Here is a 13,869-nt window from a genome sequence, read left to right on the forward strand (position 1 = left end):
GGGCAATTTGTCCTAGGGCAGGAATCTCTCTTTGACCCCCGGGGTCGGGACCATGCAGGCGTCCCTCCGGCCCCACCAGCGGTAGCGATTCCGGGCGACGACGTTGTAGACGGCGTCTCTTAAAAACCTTGGAACGACGATCAAGACATAAAAAAGAGGCCAGAGGCCGGAGAGGCGCCGGGCGATCTTCAATCCCGCCGTCGATCGCGTGAAGGCGCGATCATTTTCGATCAGCACCATCGTGTCGAGATCGGTCGTCGAAAGATTGAATTTTTTCAGCCGCTCTTGACCGGCGGCCGATTGAAGCGGGGTGAAACGGAAGTTTTTTTTCGGATCGCGGGCGATGATGAAATTCACGCTCGCGTTGCAGAAGTTGCAGACGCCGTCGAAGAGGATGAGGGGGGCCTGCACGCGGCCAGATTAGCTCCGATTCTACTTGGTCTGCAACAATCCATCGGGACCGACCGTGAAGGAAAGAGGTTTCGAGGCCGGATCTGGGGTTGGCATCGGCGTTGTACTGGTGCCTGAAGCGGGAGGGGCCGGCACCGTTGCCGGCGCCGCAGGCGGCGGCGACGCCGGTGGCGGCGTGACCGGCTTGGGCGCGGGTGCGGCGGCAACCGGTAGGGGAGCGGCGGGCGCCTTGCCGGCCGGTGCGGGGGGCGTCACGGGGGCCGCGGGTTTTGGCGGCACAGCGGCTGCGACCGGCGTCATCGTGGCGTCGGCGGGTTTCAGCCCTCCCGTCGTCGCGAAGGCCTTGTTCCAGGAGGCATACGTATTCGCGTCCTGTTTGGAGACCCAATATTTTTTCCCGTCGTAGGTCATCTCCTCGTAGCCCGCGGGCTTGGGTTTGGATGCGGGGATCGCCGTGAAGGTCGTCGGGGTCGGTGTGACCTTCACCTTGCCGGACTTCGTATCGACGTTCTCGGGATTGATAGGAAGTTTTTTTGCAGCGTCCGGCGAGAGGGCAAGCGTCACCTTGTCCGGGTCGGGCTGGGCCTTCGGGGAGTCCACGGGCTTCGCTTCCGGTTTGGAGGCCGCACCGTTCGCCGGCTTGGCCGTGGGCATCTCGGCAGGAGGCGCGGGAGGCATCCCCGTGGAAATCGCGGCGGAGGGCTTACCTTTTCCGGCCATCAAGGCCGCGGCCGCACCCGCCCCCACCGCTAATCCGGCCGCACCGGCGCCGAGGGCAGGCCCCAGCGACGAAGGCTGCGTGCTCGATGTGGTCACGGGAGCATGAGAACTGGATCCTTTCACCGCCATACCGATTAAGGCGTTCATGATCTCGCTGCCCGTCGCAGGGGCGGCGACGCCCGGTCCGGTCAACACCGGAAATCCAGTTCCGACGTCAGACAAACTTGCCTGAACCCGGGCCAACACCGGGTCTGAATCAAAGGCGGCGAGATGAGACGTGGAATGCGGCATACAATCTCCTTTGTGTTCTTGCCAAAGAAGATTGCAGGCTGGGTGCCAAAATCAAGCTATTGAAATAATTAGACTATTTTAGGAGGTCGCTCAAAAAAAGTAACAAATCATGACGACAAAAACACACCTTGTAACCATCTGACCTTTCGCGGCAAAGTATGCTATCCTGCCCTTTATGCCGCGCGTCCGCTTCCCCTTTGAGACGGCCTACGTCAACACGATCCCGGTCGGCGAGGAACCGCCCTACCCGGGCGACGAGGGGATCGAGCGCCGCATCCGCAGCCTCATCCGTTGGAACGCCATGGCGATGGTCGTCCGCGCCAACACCCGCGATCCGGGGATCGGCGGACACATTTCGACGTACGCCTCCTGCGCCAATCTGCTCGAGGTGGCCTATCATCACTTTTTCCGGGGGCACGACGCGGGCAACGGCGGCGATCAGATTTTCTTTCAGGGTCACGGGGCGCCCGGGATCTACGGCCGCGCCTTTCTCGAGGGTCGGCTGACGGAGCAGCACCTTCAGAATTTCCGGCGGGAACTCGCACCCGGCGGCGGCCTCTCCTCTTATCCGCATCCCTGGCTCATGCCCGCGTTCTGGGAGTTCCCCACGGTCTCGATGGGGCTCGCGCCCCTGCTGGCCATCTATCAAGCGCGCATGAACCGGTATCTCGCCAACCGCGGGATCAAGGACACCGCCGATACGCGCGTCTGGGCCTTCATGGGAGACGGCGAGATGGACGAGCCCGAGGCCATGGGAGCGCTCACCGTCGCCTCGCGCGAGGAGCTCGACAACCTGACTTTCGTCGTCAACTGCAACCTCCAGCGTCTCGACGGACCGGTCCGCGGCAACGGGAAGATCATCCAGGAACTCGAGTCCGCCTTCCGCGGCGCGGGATGGAACGTCATCAAGGTGATCTGGGGGCGCGACTGGGACCCTCTGCTCGCGGCCGATGCGGAAGGACGGCTCGTGGAGAGGATGACCGAGGCCGTCGATGGCGACTATCAAAAATACGTCGTCGAGCCCGGGAGCTACACGCGGCGGCATTTTTTCGGGACGCACCCCGGGCTTTCGGCCCTCGTCCAACACCTCACCGACGACCAGATCCGAAAACTCAGCCGCGGGGGCCATGACTCCCGAAAAATCCACGCCGCCTACCAAGCGGCCGTCGCTCACGCGGGCGGACCCACCGTCGTCCTGGCCAAAACCATCAAGGGCTACGGCCTGGGCGAGGCGGGCGAGGGCCGGAACATCACGCACCAGCAGAAAAAGCTGAACGAACAGGAGTTGAAACAGTTCCGCGACCGCTTCGACATCCCCATCGACGACAAACACTTGAAGGACGCCCCCTTCTACCGCCCCCCCGAGTCGGGCGAAGAGATGCAATACCTCCTGGAGAGACGGCGCGCCTTGGGAGGTTTCATCCCCAAGCGCCGGACGGCGCGCTCTCCCCTGCCCACGTTCGACGCGTCCGGGTTCAAGGAGTTCTTTGAAGGCACGTCCCCCGAGCGGCCGGTCTCGACGACGATGGCCTTCGTCTCGCTCCTCTCCAAGCTTCTCCGGCATCCGGAGCTCGGCAAACGCATCGTGCCGATCATCCCGGACGAGGCGCGGACCTTCGGCATGGACCCGCTCTTCCGCCAAGTCGGCATTTACTCCGGAATCGGCCAACTCTACGAGCCCGTCGATTCCAAGATGGTGCTTTACTACCGCGAGGCAAAGGACGGGCAGATGCTTGAGGAGGGCATCACCGAGGCGGGTGCGTTGGCGTCGTTCACCGCGGCGGGCACCGCGGAATACTCGCACGGTCTTTCTCTCATTCCCTTCTTCATTTTCTATTCGATGTTCGGATTCCAACGCGTGGGTGATTTGATCTGGTCCCTCCAAGACTCCCGGGCCAAGGGTTTTCTCTTCGGCGCCACCGCCGGTCGAACGACGCTCTCCGGCGAAGGGCTCCAGCACCAGGACGGGCACAGCCTCCTCCAAGCGAGCGCCTTTCCGCGCCTCCGGGCCTACGAGCCGGCGTTCGCCTACGAGATCCTCATCCTGGTCCGCGAGGGCATCCGGAGGATGTATGAAGCCGGCGAGGACGCCGTCTATTACCTGACGCTTCAGAACGAGAATTACCAAATGCTTCCCATGCCGGAAGGCGTCGAGGAAGGCATACTCCGAGGACTCTACCGGCTGAATGTCGGGACCGGAGCGCCGCAGGCCCATCTCCTAGGCAGCGGATCGATTCTGATGGAAGTCTTGAGGGCCCAAAAGATCCTGAAGGATCGATTCGGCATCGACGCCGACGTCTGGAGCGCGACCAGTTACTCCGAACTCCGCCGCGAGGCACTGGCTTGCGAGCGTTGGAACATGCTTCACCCGGGCGAGACGCCGAAAACGCCGTGGGTCGCGAGTCATTTGGGCGGCGGCCTTCCCGTCGTCGCTTCTTCGGATTGGGTCAAGGCCGTCCCCGACCAGATCGCACGCTGGGTCCCGGGGTTCACCTCGCTCGGCACCGACGGCCTCGGCCGGAGCGATTCCCGAAAGGACTTGCGGCGTCACTTTGAAGTAGACGCGGAGTCGGTGGTGATCGCCGCCCTCTCCCAACTGATGAAACGCGGCGCGGTCGACGCCGCCGCGGTGAAAAAAGCCCTCGAGGCGTTTGGGTTTTCCGCTGAAAAGCCGGATCCATTCCTCATTTGACTTGCCCGCCCGCCCGGGTCAACTTGAACGCATGCGCGCCCTCAAGAAATTCCCCAAGGAGCACGGCCTCAAGAACTACAGCCTCCCCGACAAATACGGCGTATGGCTCGGCTACAAGCCCGTCCGCGTCAGCCGGAAGAAGGGAGAAGCCGTTCTGGAGCTCAAGCTCCGCGACGACCACCTCTCTCCCGCCGGCCGCATCCACGGCGGCGTCATTTCCGGGTTCTTCGACTTTGCCTGCGGCGCGGCCGTGTTCTCGACGATGGAGCCGGAGGACTTCTGTTCGACCGTGGAGTTGAAGGTGAATTATTTCTCCCCCCTCAACTCCGGCGACACGCTTGTTTGCCGCTCGCAGGTCGTCTTCCGGGGCAGGCGCCTCTGCGTCGTCCACGCCTTGTTGTATCGGAAAGGCCAGAAAAATCCCGTCGCCATGGCGACGGCGACGTTCAATATCGTGGCCAAGAAGCCTTAGGAATCAACGACGAGGTCCCGAACCAGCGTCGGCGGGACGGAGGGGAGGCATTTCCGCGCGTTGCGGTGCGCGCGCCACCAGTGGGTGAAGTTCATCCCAAAGTAGTAGAGGGGATGGCTGCGGTTGGCCCAGAAGCGTTTGACGATGGAAGGCCACGTGTAAAACCTTTGGCGGAACTTGACGTAGTGCTCCTCGAACTCGTCCTTGGACATGTTGGGATGGTGCCAAACGAGGTTGGCGCCCGTGTAATTTTCCCAATTGTGGTCGAAGATTTTTCCTTCGCGTTTGGCCTTTTCGTAGACTTCCGTACCGGGAAACGGCGTCATGATGCCCGTATTGACCATGGCGAGCTTGTTCTTCATCGCGAAGTCATAGACCTTGTCGAACGACGCCGGCGTGTCGTTTTCAAACCCGAAAATGAACGCGCCCACGACGTTGATGCCCGCGCGGTGCATCTTCTTGATGTTCTCCTCGTAATTCTTCACCTTGTTGAACGCCTTGTGCGCGGCGTTGAGCGTGTCCTGGTCGATCGACTCGATCCCGACGAACAGGCTGATGCAGCCCGAACGCGCGGCGAGCTTGAGGAGCTTCTCGTCGCGGCAGATCAACTCCATCGAACCCTGGCTGCCCCACTTGATGTTGAGAGGGATCAGCGCCTCGCAAAGCTTGTAGGCGTATTCCTTGGAGAGAAAGATGTTGTCGTCGACGAAAAAGAAAAGCCGCGACGGGTACCGTTTGATCTCCTCCACCACGTGCTCGACGGGACGGGTTCGGAAGGTCTTGCCGTACATCAGAGTGACGGTGCAGAAATTGCATCCCAGCGGGCAGCCGCGTCCCGTCTGCAGGACCTGGGCGCTCAACGTCGTGCCTGCGTTGAAGAAAAGGTCCTTGCGGGGCATGGGCAGGTCTCGCAGGTCGATGAGCTTGTCGGTCTGATAGAGGGGCTTGAGGGCGTCGGCGTGAAAGTCCTCCATGATCTCGTCCCAGACCATTTCGACTTCGTTGACCACCACCGAGTCAAAATGCCGGCCGCATTCCTCCGTCATGAAGGAGGCATGGCTACCGCCGCAGATCGTCCGGATGCCTTTTCTTCGGAATTGATCGGCCAATTGATAAGCGCGAGGCGCCTGGCAACTCATCATCGTAATTCCGACGAAGTCGGCCGTTTCGTTGGGATCGAGTCGCTCGAACTCCTCTTCGACAATCTTGATGTCTTCGAAATACGGCTCCGCAAGGGCCGCGATCACGGCAAGGTTGAGATGATGGACGTGTTTTCCCTTGACCCCCTGAACTTCCAATCCCGCCGGCGCAATGAGCAAAAGCTTCATATGTCTCCTAGCAATAAGGCGGGCATTACGCGTCTGCTTTGATCAAATAAGCAATGGCTATCTGGATGGGAAAACGGCCCTGGGAATGCCGATCCGGCGCGTCACTTCGGCGGGTCCTGAGGACGGCTGCCCGGCTTGTATTTCAGCACGCGCACTTTTTCCAACGTGACCAAGCCCTCCGTGATCATCTCGTCTAAGATCGGCTTCATCCGTTCGACCTGATCCGCCGTATCGACAACCTCGATCACGACGGGCAAGTCTTCCGACAATCGAAGGATGTCGGCTGTATGCAAGACGCTCCGTGCGCCGAAACCGGCGACGCCGTGAAAGACCGTGGCGCCCGCGAACCCTTCCTTTCTCAGTCTTTCAAGCAGGGCCTTGGCCAGGCCCTGATGGTGCCATTTGTCCGATTCTCCGATGAAGATGCGGACCATGACTTGATCCCCCTCGAGAACCCTCATGTTTTCTCCCTTCGGCCTCTCATGAGACGAGCAGCCGTTTGGCCAGGAACAGACCCGCAAACCCCGCCGCAAGACAGGAAACGACCATCACCAGTATATTCAAGAAGGCCCGGAAAATCTCGCCATCTTGAAAATATTGCACGGTCTCGTAATTGAAGCTCGAATACGTCGTAAAACCGCCCATGACTCCCGTCGTGAGGAAAATACGCGCCGTCGGCGACAGGAGGGACGTCGACATCGCGATGTGCATGATCGCCCCGATCAGGAACGACCCCAAGACGTTGACCCCCAACGTGCCGAACGGGAAGGAGGGTCCCATCGCGCGGAGGGTCCAACCCGACACGAGGTAACGGACGCCGGTCCCCAGGGCGCCGCCGAGGCAGATGTATAGGAAACGCGTCATTGCGGAGGGGGTGAGATTCGAACTCACGATACCGTTGCCGGTATGCCAGTTTTCAAGACTGGTGCCTTCAACCACTCGGCCACCCCTCCTTTGGAATTAAGGGGAGATCAACGCTCTCCCCTTAATTATCCGCATCGGTTTTACAAAGAACTGATCGTTCACTCCGTCCAGCGAAGCTGGACTTCGTTCACTCTTTCTCACGAAATTTGCAGGAAGACAACTTTCCGGCCCGCCCCCGGAAATGAGACTCTTCTGCCCCTTAATGGACAAAAGTGTTCCAGGGTTCAGATCAACCCTCGGCTAGCAGAAACGGTGCCAAGTTCAAATGGCTGATATTTCTACAAAATTATTCGGGTCAGGATTAATGTGTTAAATAAGAAAACAATATAGAACATAATAGAGCATGGATAAATAAAACCTCTATCACCTTGTTTTTTATGAAAAATTTTAGCGTCACCACCTATTCATGTTCCGATTTGAGGCAGGATCGTCTAGTCTGTTGGCATACCGTACCAAGGTACGATTCAACCTTTGGGTAGGACCAACTGAGGTGTCCATCGTGGTACCACAAATTCTCTTGGTCGATGACGACCGTATTTTTTTGACGATGCTCGCCAAACGCCTCTCGCAAGAAGGGTGGCAGGTCTCCACCGCCGAAACGGCGGGGGATGGGCTGGAGAAAATCAGGAAACATAAGCCGGAAATCCTGCTCTTGGACGTCTTCCTCCCCGACCGCTCCGGGGTGGAAGCGGTCGGCGAGGTCAAGGCCTTGGCCCCCGATCTGCCCGTCATCATGGTGAGCACCTCGGGGGAGACCAAGAACATCGTCGCCGCCATCAAGAACGGGGCCTCCGACTACGTCAAAAAGCCCGTCGACGAAGCCCTCCTCACGGTCAAGATCCAGCATCTCCTGGACGTGCTGACCCTCAAGCGGACCCAGACCGAGTTCCGGGAGAACGCGGAACTCAAGCGGCTCATCGGCGAGTCGCCCGCAATCAAGAAGCTCATCCGCGAGATCAGCAAGGTCGCCAACTCCGATGCGACGGTCCTGCTCTCGGGCGAAACGGGAACGGGCAAGGGGCTCGTCGCCGAGATCATCCACGGGCTGAGCCGGCGGCGCAATCAGCGGTTCATCGCCATCAACTGCGCCGCCATCCCGGCGACGCTCCTGGAGAGCGAACTCTTCGGACATGAACGCGGCGCCTTCACAGGCGCGATCCGCGAGAAGAAAGGCATATTCGAGCTGGCGGACCAGGGCACGATCTTTTTGGATGAAATCGGGGAAATCGCGCCGGAGCTTCAAGTCAAGCTCCTCCGCGTCCTGCAAGGCCAGGAATTCGAGCGGGTCGGCGGAACCAAATCCGTCAAGGTGGACGTGCGCGTCATCGCCGCGACCAACCGGAATCTGGAGGACGCCATCGCCCAGGGCCACTTCCGCGAAGATCTCTTCTACCGGCTGAACGTCCTGCCCGTCACGGTGCCCCCGCTCCGCGACCGCAAGGAGGACATCCCTCTCCTCTTGGAGCATTTCATCCGCCAATTCGGCGACAAGGCGGAAAAGCGGTTCGAAAAGCTATCGCCGGAGATCGTGGAAACGCTTTCGGCTTATTCTTGGCCCGGCAACGTCCGCGAACTTCAGAATGTGGTGGAACGCGCCGTGGTCTTCGGCAAGGAGCCGCGCTTGGCCGTCACGGATTTCAACGTGAACCCGCCCCGCCCCGCGCCCGCGGCCGGTTCCGATAACGGCGGCGGCATCTCTTCCCTCAAAGAGCTCGAACAACAGCTCCTCCTTCAGGCCCTGCGCCAGTCCGGCGGCAACGTCTCACGGGCCGCGCGCACCCTCGGCATCAGCCGCGGCACGGTGTACCGCCGCCTTGAAAGGTACGAAATCGGCCTCAAAAAATGATCCCGCTGGACTATTCGCTGTTCGCCGCCGCCGCGCTGTCCGCGTTCGCGGCGATCGACGTCTGGCTCCGTCGGCCGGACCGCGAAAGCAGGCTTCCGCCCGGCGCCTGGATTTTCGTCGTTCTGGCGCTTTTCGCCGGATGGTTTCTGGTCGGCGCGGCGGGAAACCACGAGAAAAAGCGCATCCAGAACATGGTCGAGGGCTTCGCGCCCACCTACGCGATGGAGTTGGCCCGGATGGGCCACGAACGCGTGGGGCTTCACACGAGCCCTTCGGACCCCCTCTATCTCTCGATGATCGACGCACAAATCCGCTGGCTGGGGCTCAATCCCCTCGTGCACGACATCTACACCTTCAAGAAATCACCGACGGGACAGATCGTCCTCATCGTGGATTCCGAAACCGACTATGACAGGAACGGCGTCTATGAGGGAGAACGCGAAAGCCGCACCGCGATCGGGGAGGTGTACGGGGAAGCCCATGAACCCCTTCGAAGGGCCTTCCTCGGAGAAAAGCTCTTCGACTCGGTGCCCGTCACCGACCGATGGGGGACTTGGGTCAGCGCGTACGTCCCCATGAGGGACGCGCAGGGGCGGGTTGACGCGGTTCTCGGCGTCGACTACGCCGCCAGCAATTGGCTGACGGCGATCCGGAGGGGACGTTTCGCCGTCATCGGATTTCTCGCGGTCCTGCTCGGCGTTTTCGGCTCGTCGGTGAGCGTCATCGCCACCCTCCGTTCGCACATTCTCCGCCGGCAAAAAGTGGAGGAGGAGCTTGTGCACGCAAAAATCGCAGCGGAGGCCGCGAACGTCGCCAAGAGCGAATTCCTGGCCAATATGAGCCATGAGATCCGTACTCCCTTGAACGGCGTCATCGGCATGATCGACCTCATGAGCGAGACCGATCTGACCGCGCGCCAGAAGGAATTCCTCGAAACCCTGAAGGAATCCTCGCTCGACCTGTCGGCCCTCCTGAACGACATCTTGGATCTGTCCAAGATCGAGGCGGGAAGATTGGTCCTGGAATCCCTGCCCTTCTCCGTACCCGATTGCGTCGAGAGCGCGCTCAAGTCCTTCCGTTTCCGCGCGGAGGCCAAGGGATTGAGCCTGGAGTCAAGGATCGACCCCGCCGTTCCCCCTCTCCTCCTGGGCGACCCCGGCCGCTTCCGACAGATCCTCGCGAATCTGCTCGGAAACGCGCTGAAATTCACCGAGAAGGGCGGTGTCGCCGTGGACATCGTCAGGGAGTTGGAGGATTCGGAATCGGCGCGGCTCAGGATCTCGGTGTCCGACACCGGCATCGGCATCCCGCGCCACAAGCAAAGCGCCGTCTTCGATCTTTTCACCCAGTCGGACACCTCCATCACGCGGAGGTACGGGGGTACGGGATTGGGGCTCTCGATCGTAGCCAAACTGGTCAGGATGATGGGGGGACGCGTCTGGGTGGAGAGCGAGGAAGGGCACGGCAGCCGCTTCCACGTCACGCTCGCCTTCGCCCGACCGGCCGCGGGGACCGTCCTTCCCCGGGAAGACCGAACCGTCCCCGTCGAGGCCGCGGCGCCTTTACACATCCTTCTCGCGGAGGACACGCCGGTCAACCAGGTCGTGACGGTCACCATTCTCGAAAAGAGGGGCCATCGCGTGACCGTGGCCCGGAACGGACTCGAGGCCCTCGAAATGATCCGAAAAGGAAACTTCGATCTCGTTCTGATGGACGTCCAGATGCCCCTGATGGACGGATTGGAGGCCACGCGGCGCATCCGCGAACTTGAAAAGACAGCGGGAAAGCACATCCCCGTCATCGCGATGACGGCACACGCGCTGTCCGACGACAGGGAAAAGGCCTTGAAGGCGGGGATGGACGATTATCTCACCAAACCGATCGATACTCAAAAACTCCTCGCGACGATCGATCGGTTTGCGCGCAAGGCGGGAACATCCGGCGTCGATTGGACTCCGGGCGAGATCGCGGAGCGCCTGGGAGGGGACCGGGAATTCCTCAAAAGGGTCGTCGCCCTTTTCGAAGAGGACCGGAAGCGCCTTCAGGGGGAGATCCGCAATGCGGTCAGCCGCAACGACGCCCGCGCTCTGGAGCACGCCGCCCACGCCTTGCGCGGGAGCGTGGGCAACTTCCGGTACCAAGAGGCCTTTGAGGACGCCGCGGAACTCGAACGCATGGGACGCGAGGGAAAGACCGAAGGGACCGCCGCGCTCATCGCCCGGCTGGAGTCGAGTCTCGGCCGCCTTTCACAGCTGCTTCAGAATCTCTAGCGCCTCGTCCACGTGCTTCTTCGGCCGGAATTGCGATGAGAAGACGTGGCGCACGACGCCCCGCTTGTCGATCACGAACGTCACGCGTCCGGGAAGAAGTCCGAGCGTCGAGGAAACGCCGTATGCCTTCCGGACCGCATCGCCCTCGTCGCTCAGGAGCCGGAACGGCAAACGGTATTTGGCGGCGAATTGCTTGTGCGACGCCGGGTTGTCGCCGCTCACGCCCAACACCTCGGCCCCCGCGTCCGAGAATACCTGGAAGCTGTCCCGGAACAGACAGGCCTCGGCCGTGCAGCCGGGGGTGTCGTCCTTGGGATAGAAATAAAGGACGACGGCCTTCTTGCCCTTGAAATCGGAGAGCCGGACGGCGGTTCCGGACTGGTCTTTCAAGGAAAAATCCGGGGCCGCTTCTCCGGCACGCAATCCCATGGAACACCCTCCCAATAAAACGCTAATGGATGCGATCCACGCCCAGGTACGGACGCAGCGCCTCGGGAACGACGACGCCTTTTTCATCTTGATAGTTTTCCAAAATCGCGGCGACGGTGCGGCCGACGGCAAGACCCGAACCGTTCAGGGTGTGCACGAACTCCGGCTTGTCCTTGGAGCCGGCGCCTCCGCGCCGGAAGCGGATATTGGCCCGCCGGGCCTGAAAGTCCTCGAAGTTCGAGCAGGAGGAAATCTCGCGGTAACCGCCTGATCCGCCGGCGGCGGTGGGCTGCCCCGGGAACCAAACCTCGATGTCGTAGGTCTTGGCCGAGGAGAAACCCATGTCGCCTGTGCAAAGAGCCATCACGCGGTAGGCGAGGCCAAGACGCTTCAAGACTTCCTCCGCGTCCGACGTGAGTCTTTCCAGCTGGTCGTAGGACTCCTCGGGTTTCGCGAACTTGACCAGCTCCACCTTGTTGAACTGGTGCTGGCGGATCAAGCCCCGCGTGTCCTTGCCCGCCGCGCCCGCCTCGCTCCGGAAACAAGGCGTGTAGGCCGTGTACGAAATCGGCAACTGCGCCGCGTCGAGGATCTCATCACGATGGAGGTTCGTGACCGGCACCTCGGCCGTCGGCGCCAGATAGTAGCCGGCCGTCGTCTTGAAAAGGTCCGCTTCGAACTTGGGCAATTGACCCGTCCCCAAAAGGCTCTGAGCGTTCACGAGAAACGGGGGAAGTATTTCCTCATAACCTCGCTCCTTCACGTGCAGCTCGATCATGAAGCTGATGAGGGCCCGCTCCAAGGCGGCACCCAAGTTTCGATAGACCGTGAACCGCGCCCCGCTCACCTTCGCCGCCCGCTCGAAATCCAGGATGCCCAGCGACTCCCCGATCTCCCAATGAGCCTTGGGTTTGAAGGCAAACTTGGGGATCTCGCCCCATCGCCGGATCTCGACGTTGTCCTCGACGCCCTTCCCGACGGGCACGGACGCATGAGGCAAGTTCGGTATCTGAAGAAGCTCGCCTTGAAGGCTCGCCTCGACCGACGCCATCCTATCAGCGAACGCCTTCACGCGCTCGGAGAGCTGCTTGGTTTTCGCCAGAACCTCGTCGGCCGGCTTTTTCTCCTTTTTAAGACGGGCGACCTCGGCGGAAACCCGGTTCTGCTCGAAGCGGAGGTCGTCGTGCTCCTTTTGGAGGGCGCGCCTTTCTTGATTCAGGCGCTCGATCCCGGAGAGATCGTAGGTCCCTCCCCGCGAGGAGAGCTTCTCGCGGACGGCCGAAAGATTGTCGAGGACGTAACGGAGGTCAAGCATGCGGGCTGGGACTAGTTGTTTGCGTTCCGGAGCTCGTCGTCGATGATCTCCTTGAAGGAGGAGAACGGCCTGGCCCCGGAGATCATGCGTCCGTTGATGAAGAAGGCGGGCGTCCCGCTGACGCCCACTTTTTCGCCGTATTCCTGGTTCTGCTTGATCGCATCGGCGTACTTGCCGGAATCCAGACATTGCTCGAATTTATCCATCTTCACCTTGATTTCCTGCGCGTATTTCTTCAGATCCTCCGGCTTGATCGCGCGCTGGTTCTCGAACAGCTTTTTGTTCATCTCCCAGTACCTGTCCTGCTCGCCCGCGCACCGCGCCGCCTCGTGGGCCTTCGCGGAGTCCTTGTGGAACGACAGCGGGAAATCCCTCAGAACGTAACGCACCTTGCCCTTGTATTCGGCCAAGATCTGGTTGACGGTCGGCCGTGACTTTCCGCAAAACGGGCACTGGTAGTCCGTGAACTCCACGATCTTGACCGGGGCGTCCTTGGGACCGATCGCCGGATTGTCTCCCTCCTCGATCTCGACCCTCGGGGCCTTGATGAGGATCGCCACGTCCGCCTTCTTCCGGAGCGACGTGATCAAGTCGCCGTAAACCTTCTGGTGCTTCTCGCGGTACAAGTAGCCGCGGATGTTGCCCTTCACGTCGTCCAGCGTCTTGCCCTGCATCTGCGCCTTGTTCTCGTTGTAGAATGTCTCGATTTCCTTGTCCTCGATCTTGATCTTGTCGAAGACGTTCTTTTTCAGAAAGTCCGCCTTGCCCGCCCCTTCCTTGCCCGCCGCCTCTTCAATCAGGCGATCGTCGATGATCTGGTCGATCGCGTCCTTGCGCGCGTCGTAGAGATCCATCTCCGCTTGCTGGAGCTTCGGTCCGGCCGCCTTCGCGACGTCCTCCTCCGTGATGTCCTTCCCATCCAGACGGGCCAAGACGCCGCCCGCCGAAGCCGGTTCGGAGGGAGCGGCCGACGGTTGCGCCACGCCGCCGGAAGCCGCGGACACCTTGTCCTTCTTGCACATGGCATCGCAGCCGGCCAAAAGGGCCACGGACAGAACGGCGAAGAGGGCTTTTTTCATGGGGGTTCGTCTCCTTGGAGGAAACGAATGTAAAGGAAAGCCCCGGCTGCGTCAAGCAGCCGGGGCTTTCTGAAAGTCGTGCGGGGGCGGGG

The 13,869-nt window shown here is 61.0% G+C and carries 12 protein-coding genes and 1 tRNA gene; 4 read left to right on the top strand and 9 right to left on the bottom strand.

Going from position 1 to position 13,869, the window contains the following annotated elements:
• Positions 1 to 12: 12 nt before the first annotated feature.
• Both VLJ37_11350 and VLJ37_11355 read right to left on the bottom strand, forming a co-directional pair.
• The gene (locus VLJ37_11350; GenBank protein ID HSA60267.1) at positions 13 to 411 is read right to left on the bottom strand and encodes a thiol-disulfide oxidoreductase DCC family protein; all 399 of its coding nucleotides are present in this window, start codon (positions 409 to 411) and stop codon (positions 13 to 15) included.
• A 21-nt stretch (positions 412 to 432) separates the two neighbouring features.
• Positions 433 to 1,227, bottom strand: coding sequence for a hypothetical protein (locus VLJ37_11355; GenBank protein ID HSA60268.1), 795 nt, complete (start codon positions 1,225 to 1,227; stop codon positions 433 to 435).
• 370 nt (positions 1,228 to 1,597) lie between these two features.
• Here VLJ37_11355 and aceE point away from each other — a divergent pair, with 370 nt between their 5' ends.
• Both aceE and VLJ37_11365 read left to right on the top strand, forming a co-directional pair.
• On the top strand, positions 1,598 to 4,114 hold the full coding sequence (gene aceE / locus VLJ37_11360; GenBank protein HSA60269.1) for a pyruvate dehydrogenase (acetyl-transferring), homodimeric type: 2,517 nt from the start codon (positions 1,598 to 1,600) through the stop codon (positions 4,112 to 4,114).
• A 31-nt stretch (positions 4,115 to 4,145) separates the two neighbouring features.
• Positions 4,146 to 4,586, top strand: coding sequence for a PaaI family thioesterase (locus tag VLJ37_11365; protein HSA60270.1), 441 nt, complete (start codon positions 4,146 to 4,148; stop codon positions 4,584 to 4,586).
• Here VLJ37_11365 and VLJ37_11370 read toward each other — a convergent pair.
• The 4 genes from VLJ37_11370 to VLJ37_11385 form a co-directional block, all read right to left on the bottom strand.
• Positions 4,583 to 5,914, bottom strand: coding sequence for a radical SAM protein (locus tag VLJ37_11370; GenBank protein ID HSA60271.1), 1,332 nt, complete (start codon positions 5,912 to 5,914; stop codon positions 4,583 to 4,585). The genes VLJ37_11365 and VLJ37_11370 overlap by 4 nt on opposite strands.
• A gap of 101 nt (positions 5,915 to 6,015) precedes the next feature.
• Entirely contained in the window at positions 6,016 to 6,375 is a 360-nt protein-coding gene (locus VLJ37_11375) for a DUF190 domain-containing protein (protein HSA60272.1), read from the bottom strand.
• Positions 6,376 to 6,394: 19 nt separating this feature from the next.
• Positions 6,395 to 6,778, bottom strand: a complete 384-nt coding sequence (crcB, locus tag VLJ37_11380) for a fluoride efflux transporter CrcB (protein HSA60273.1) — start codon at positions 6,776 to 6,778, stop codon at positions 6,395 to 6,397.
• Positions 6,779 to 6,780: 2 nt separating this feature from the next.
• Positions 6,781 to 6,867, bottom strand: a tRNA-Ser gene (locus VLJ37_11385).
• Between the two features lie 470 nt (positions 6,868 to 7,337).
• Here VLJ37_11385 and VLJ37_11390 point away from each other — a divergent pair.
• Both VLJ37_11390 and VLJ37_11395 read left to right on the top strand, forming a co-directional pair.
• Positions 7,338 to 8,684 (top strand): sigma-54 dependent transcriptional regulator, encoded by a 1,347-nt coding sequence (locus tag VLJ37_11390; GenBank protein HSA60274.1) that lies wholly within the window; start codon positions 7,338 to 7,340, stop codon positions 8,682 to 8,684.
• Positions 8,681 to 10,954 carry a response regulator gene (locus VLJ37_11395; protein HSA60275.1) on the top strand — a complete coding sequence of 758 codons (2,274 nt, stop codon included), beginning with the start codon at positions 8,681 to 8,683 and terminating at the stop codon, positions 10,952 to 10,954. Before VLJ37_11390 ends, VLJ37_11395 begins: the two co-directional genes overlap by 4 nt.
• Here VLJ37_11395 and VLJ37_11400 read toward each other — a convergent pair.
• The 3 genes from VLJ37_11400 to VLJ37_11410 are packed head-to-tail and all read right to left on the bottom strand — an operon-like array spanning position 10,931 to position 13,777.
• On the bottom strand, positions 10,931 to 11,383 hold the full coding sequence (locus VLJ37_11400) for a peroxiredoxin (GenBank protein HSA60276.1): 453 nt from the start codon (positions 11,381 to 11,383) through the stop codon (positions 10,931 to 10,933). The two genes, VLJ37_11395 and VLJ37_11400, sit on opposite strands and share 24 nt — an antisense overlap.
• Positions 11,384 to 11,405: 22 nt before the next feature.
• A complete protein-coding gene (serS, locus tag VLJ37_11405) occupies positions 11,406 to 12,698 on the bottom strand; it encodes a serine--tRNA ligase (protein HSA60277.1) in 1,293 nt (430 codons plus the stop codon).
• 11 nt (positions 12,699 to 12,709) lie between these two features.
• Positions 12,710 to 13,777 carry a DsbA family protein gene (locus VLJ37_11410; GenBank protein ID HSA60278.1) on the bottom strand — a complete coding sequence of 356 codons (1,068 nt, stop codon included), beginning with the start codon at positions 13,775 to 13,777 and terminating at the stop codon, positions 12,710 to 12,712.
• Positions 13,778 to 13,869 lie beyond the last annotated feature (92 nt).

This window comes from bacterium, from assembly GCA_035454885.1.
Classification (GTDB): domain Bacteria; phylum UBA10199; class UBA10199; order JACPAL01.

Excerpts from the sequence above, each read along its gene's own strand:
- aceE (HSA60269.1), top strand. The coding sequence starts at position 1,598 with ATGCCGCGCGTCCGCTTCCCCTTTGAGACGGCCTACGTCAACACGATC.
- VLJ37_11365 (HSA60270.1), top strand. The coding sequence starts at position 4,146 with ATGCGCGCCCTCAAGAAATTCCCCAAGGAGCACGGCCTCAAGAACTAC.
- VLJ37_11370 (HSA60271.1), bottom strand. The coding sequence starts at position 5,914 with ATGAAGCTTTTGCTCATTGCGCCGGCGGGATTGGAAGTTCAGGGGGTC.
- VLJ37_11375 (HSA60272.1), bottom strand. The coding sequence starts at position 6,375 with ATGAGGGTTCTCGAGGGGGATCAAGTCATGGTCCGCATCTTCATCGGA.
- crcB (HSA60273.1), bottom strand. The coding sequence starts at position 6,778 with ATGACGCGTTTCCTATACATCTGCCTCGGCGGCGCCCTGGGGACCGGC.
- VLJ37_11395 (HSA60275.1), top strand. The coding sequence starts at position 8,681 with ATGATCCCGCTGGACTATTCGCTGTTCGCCGCCGCCGCGCTGTCCGCG.
- VLJ37_11400 (HSA60276.1), bottom strand. The coding sequence starts at position 11,383 with ATGGGATTGCGTGCCGGAGAAGCGGCCCCGGATTTTTCCTTGAAAGAC.
- serS (HSA60277.1), bottom strand. The coding sequence starts at position 12,698 with ATGCTTGACCTCCGTTACGTCCTCGACAATCTTTCGGCCGTCCGCGAG.
- VLJ37_11410 (HSA60278.1), bottom strand. The coding sequence starts at position 13,777 with ATGAAAAAAGCCCTCTTCGCCGTTCTGTCCGTGGCCCTTTTGGCCGGC.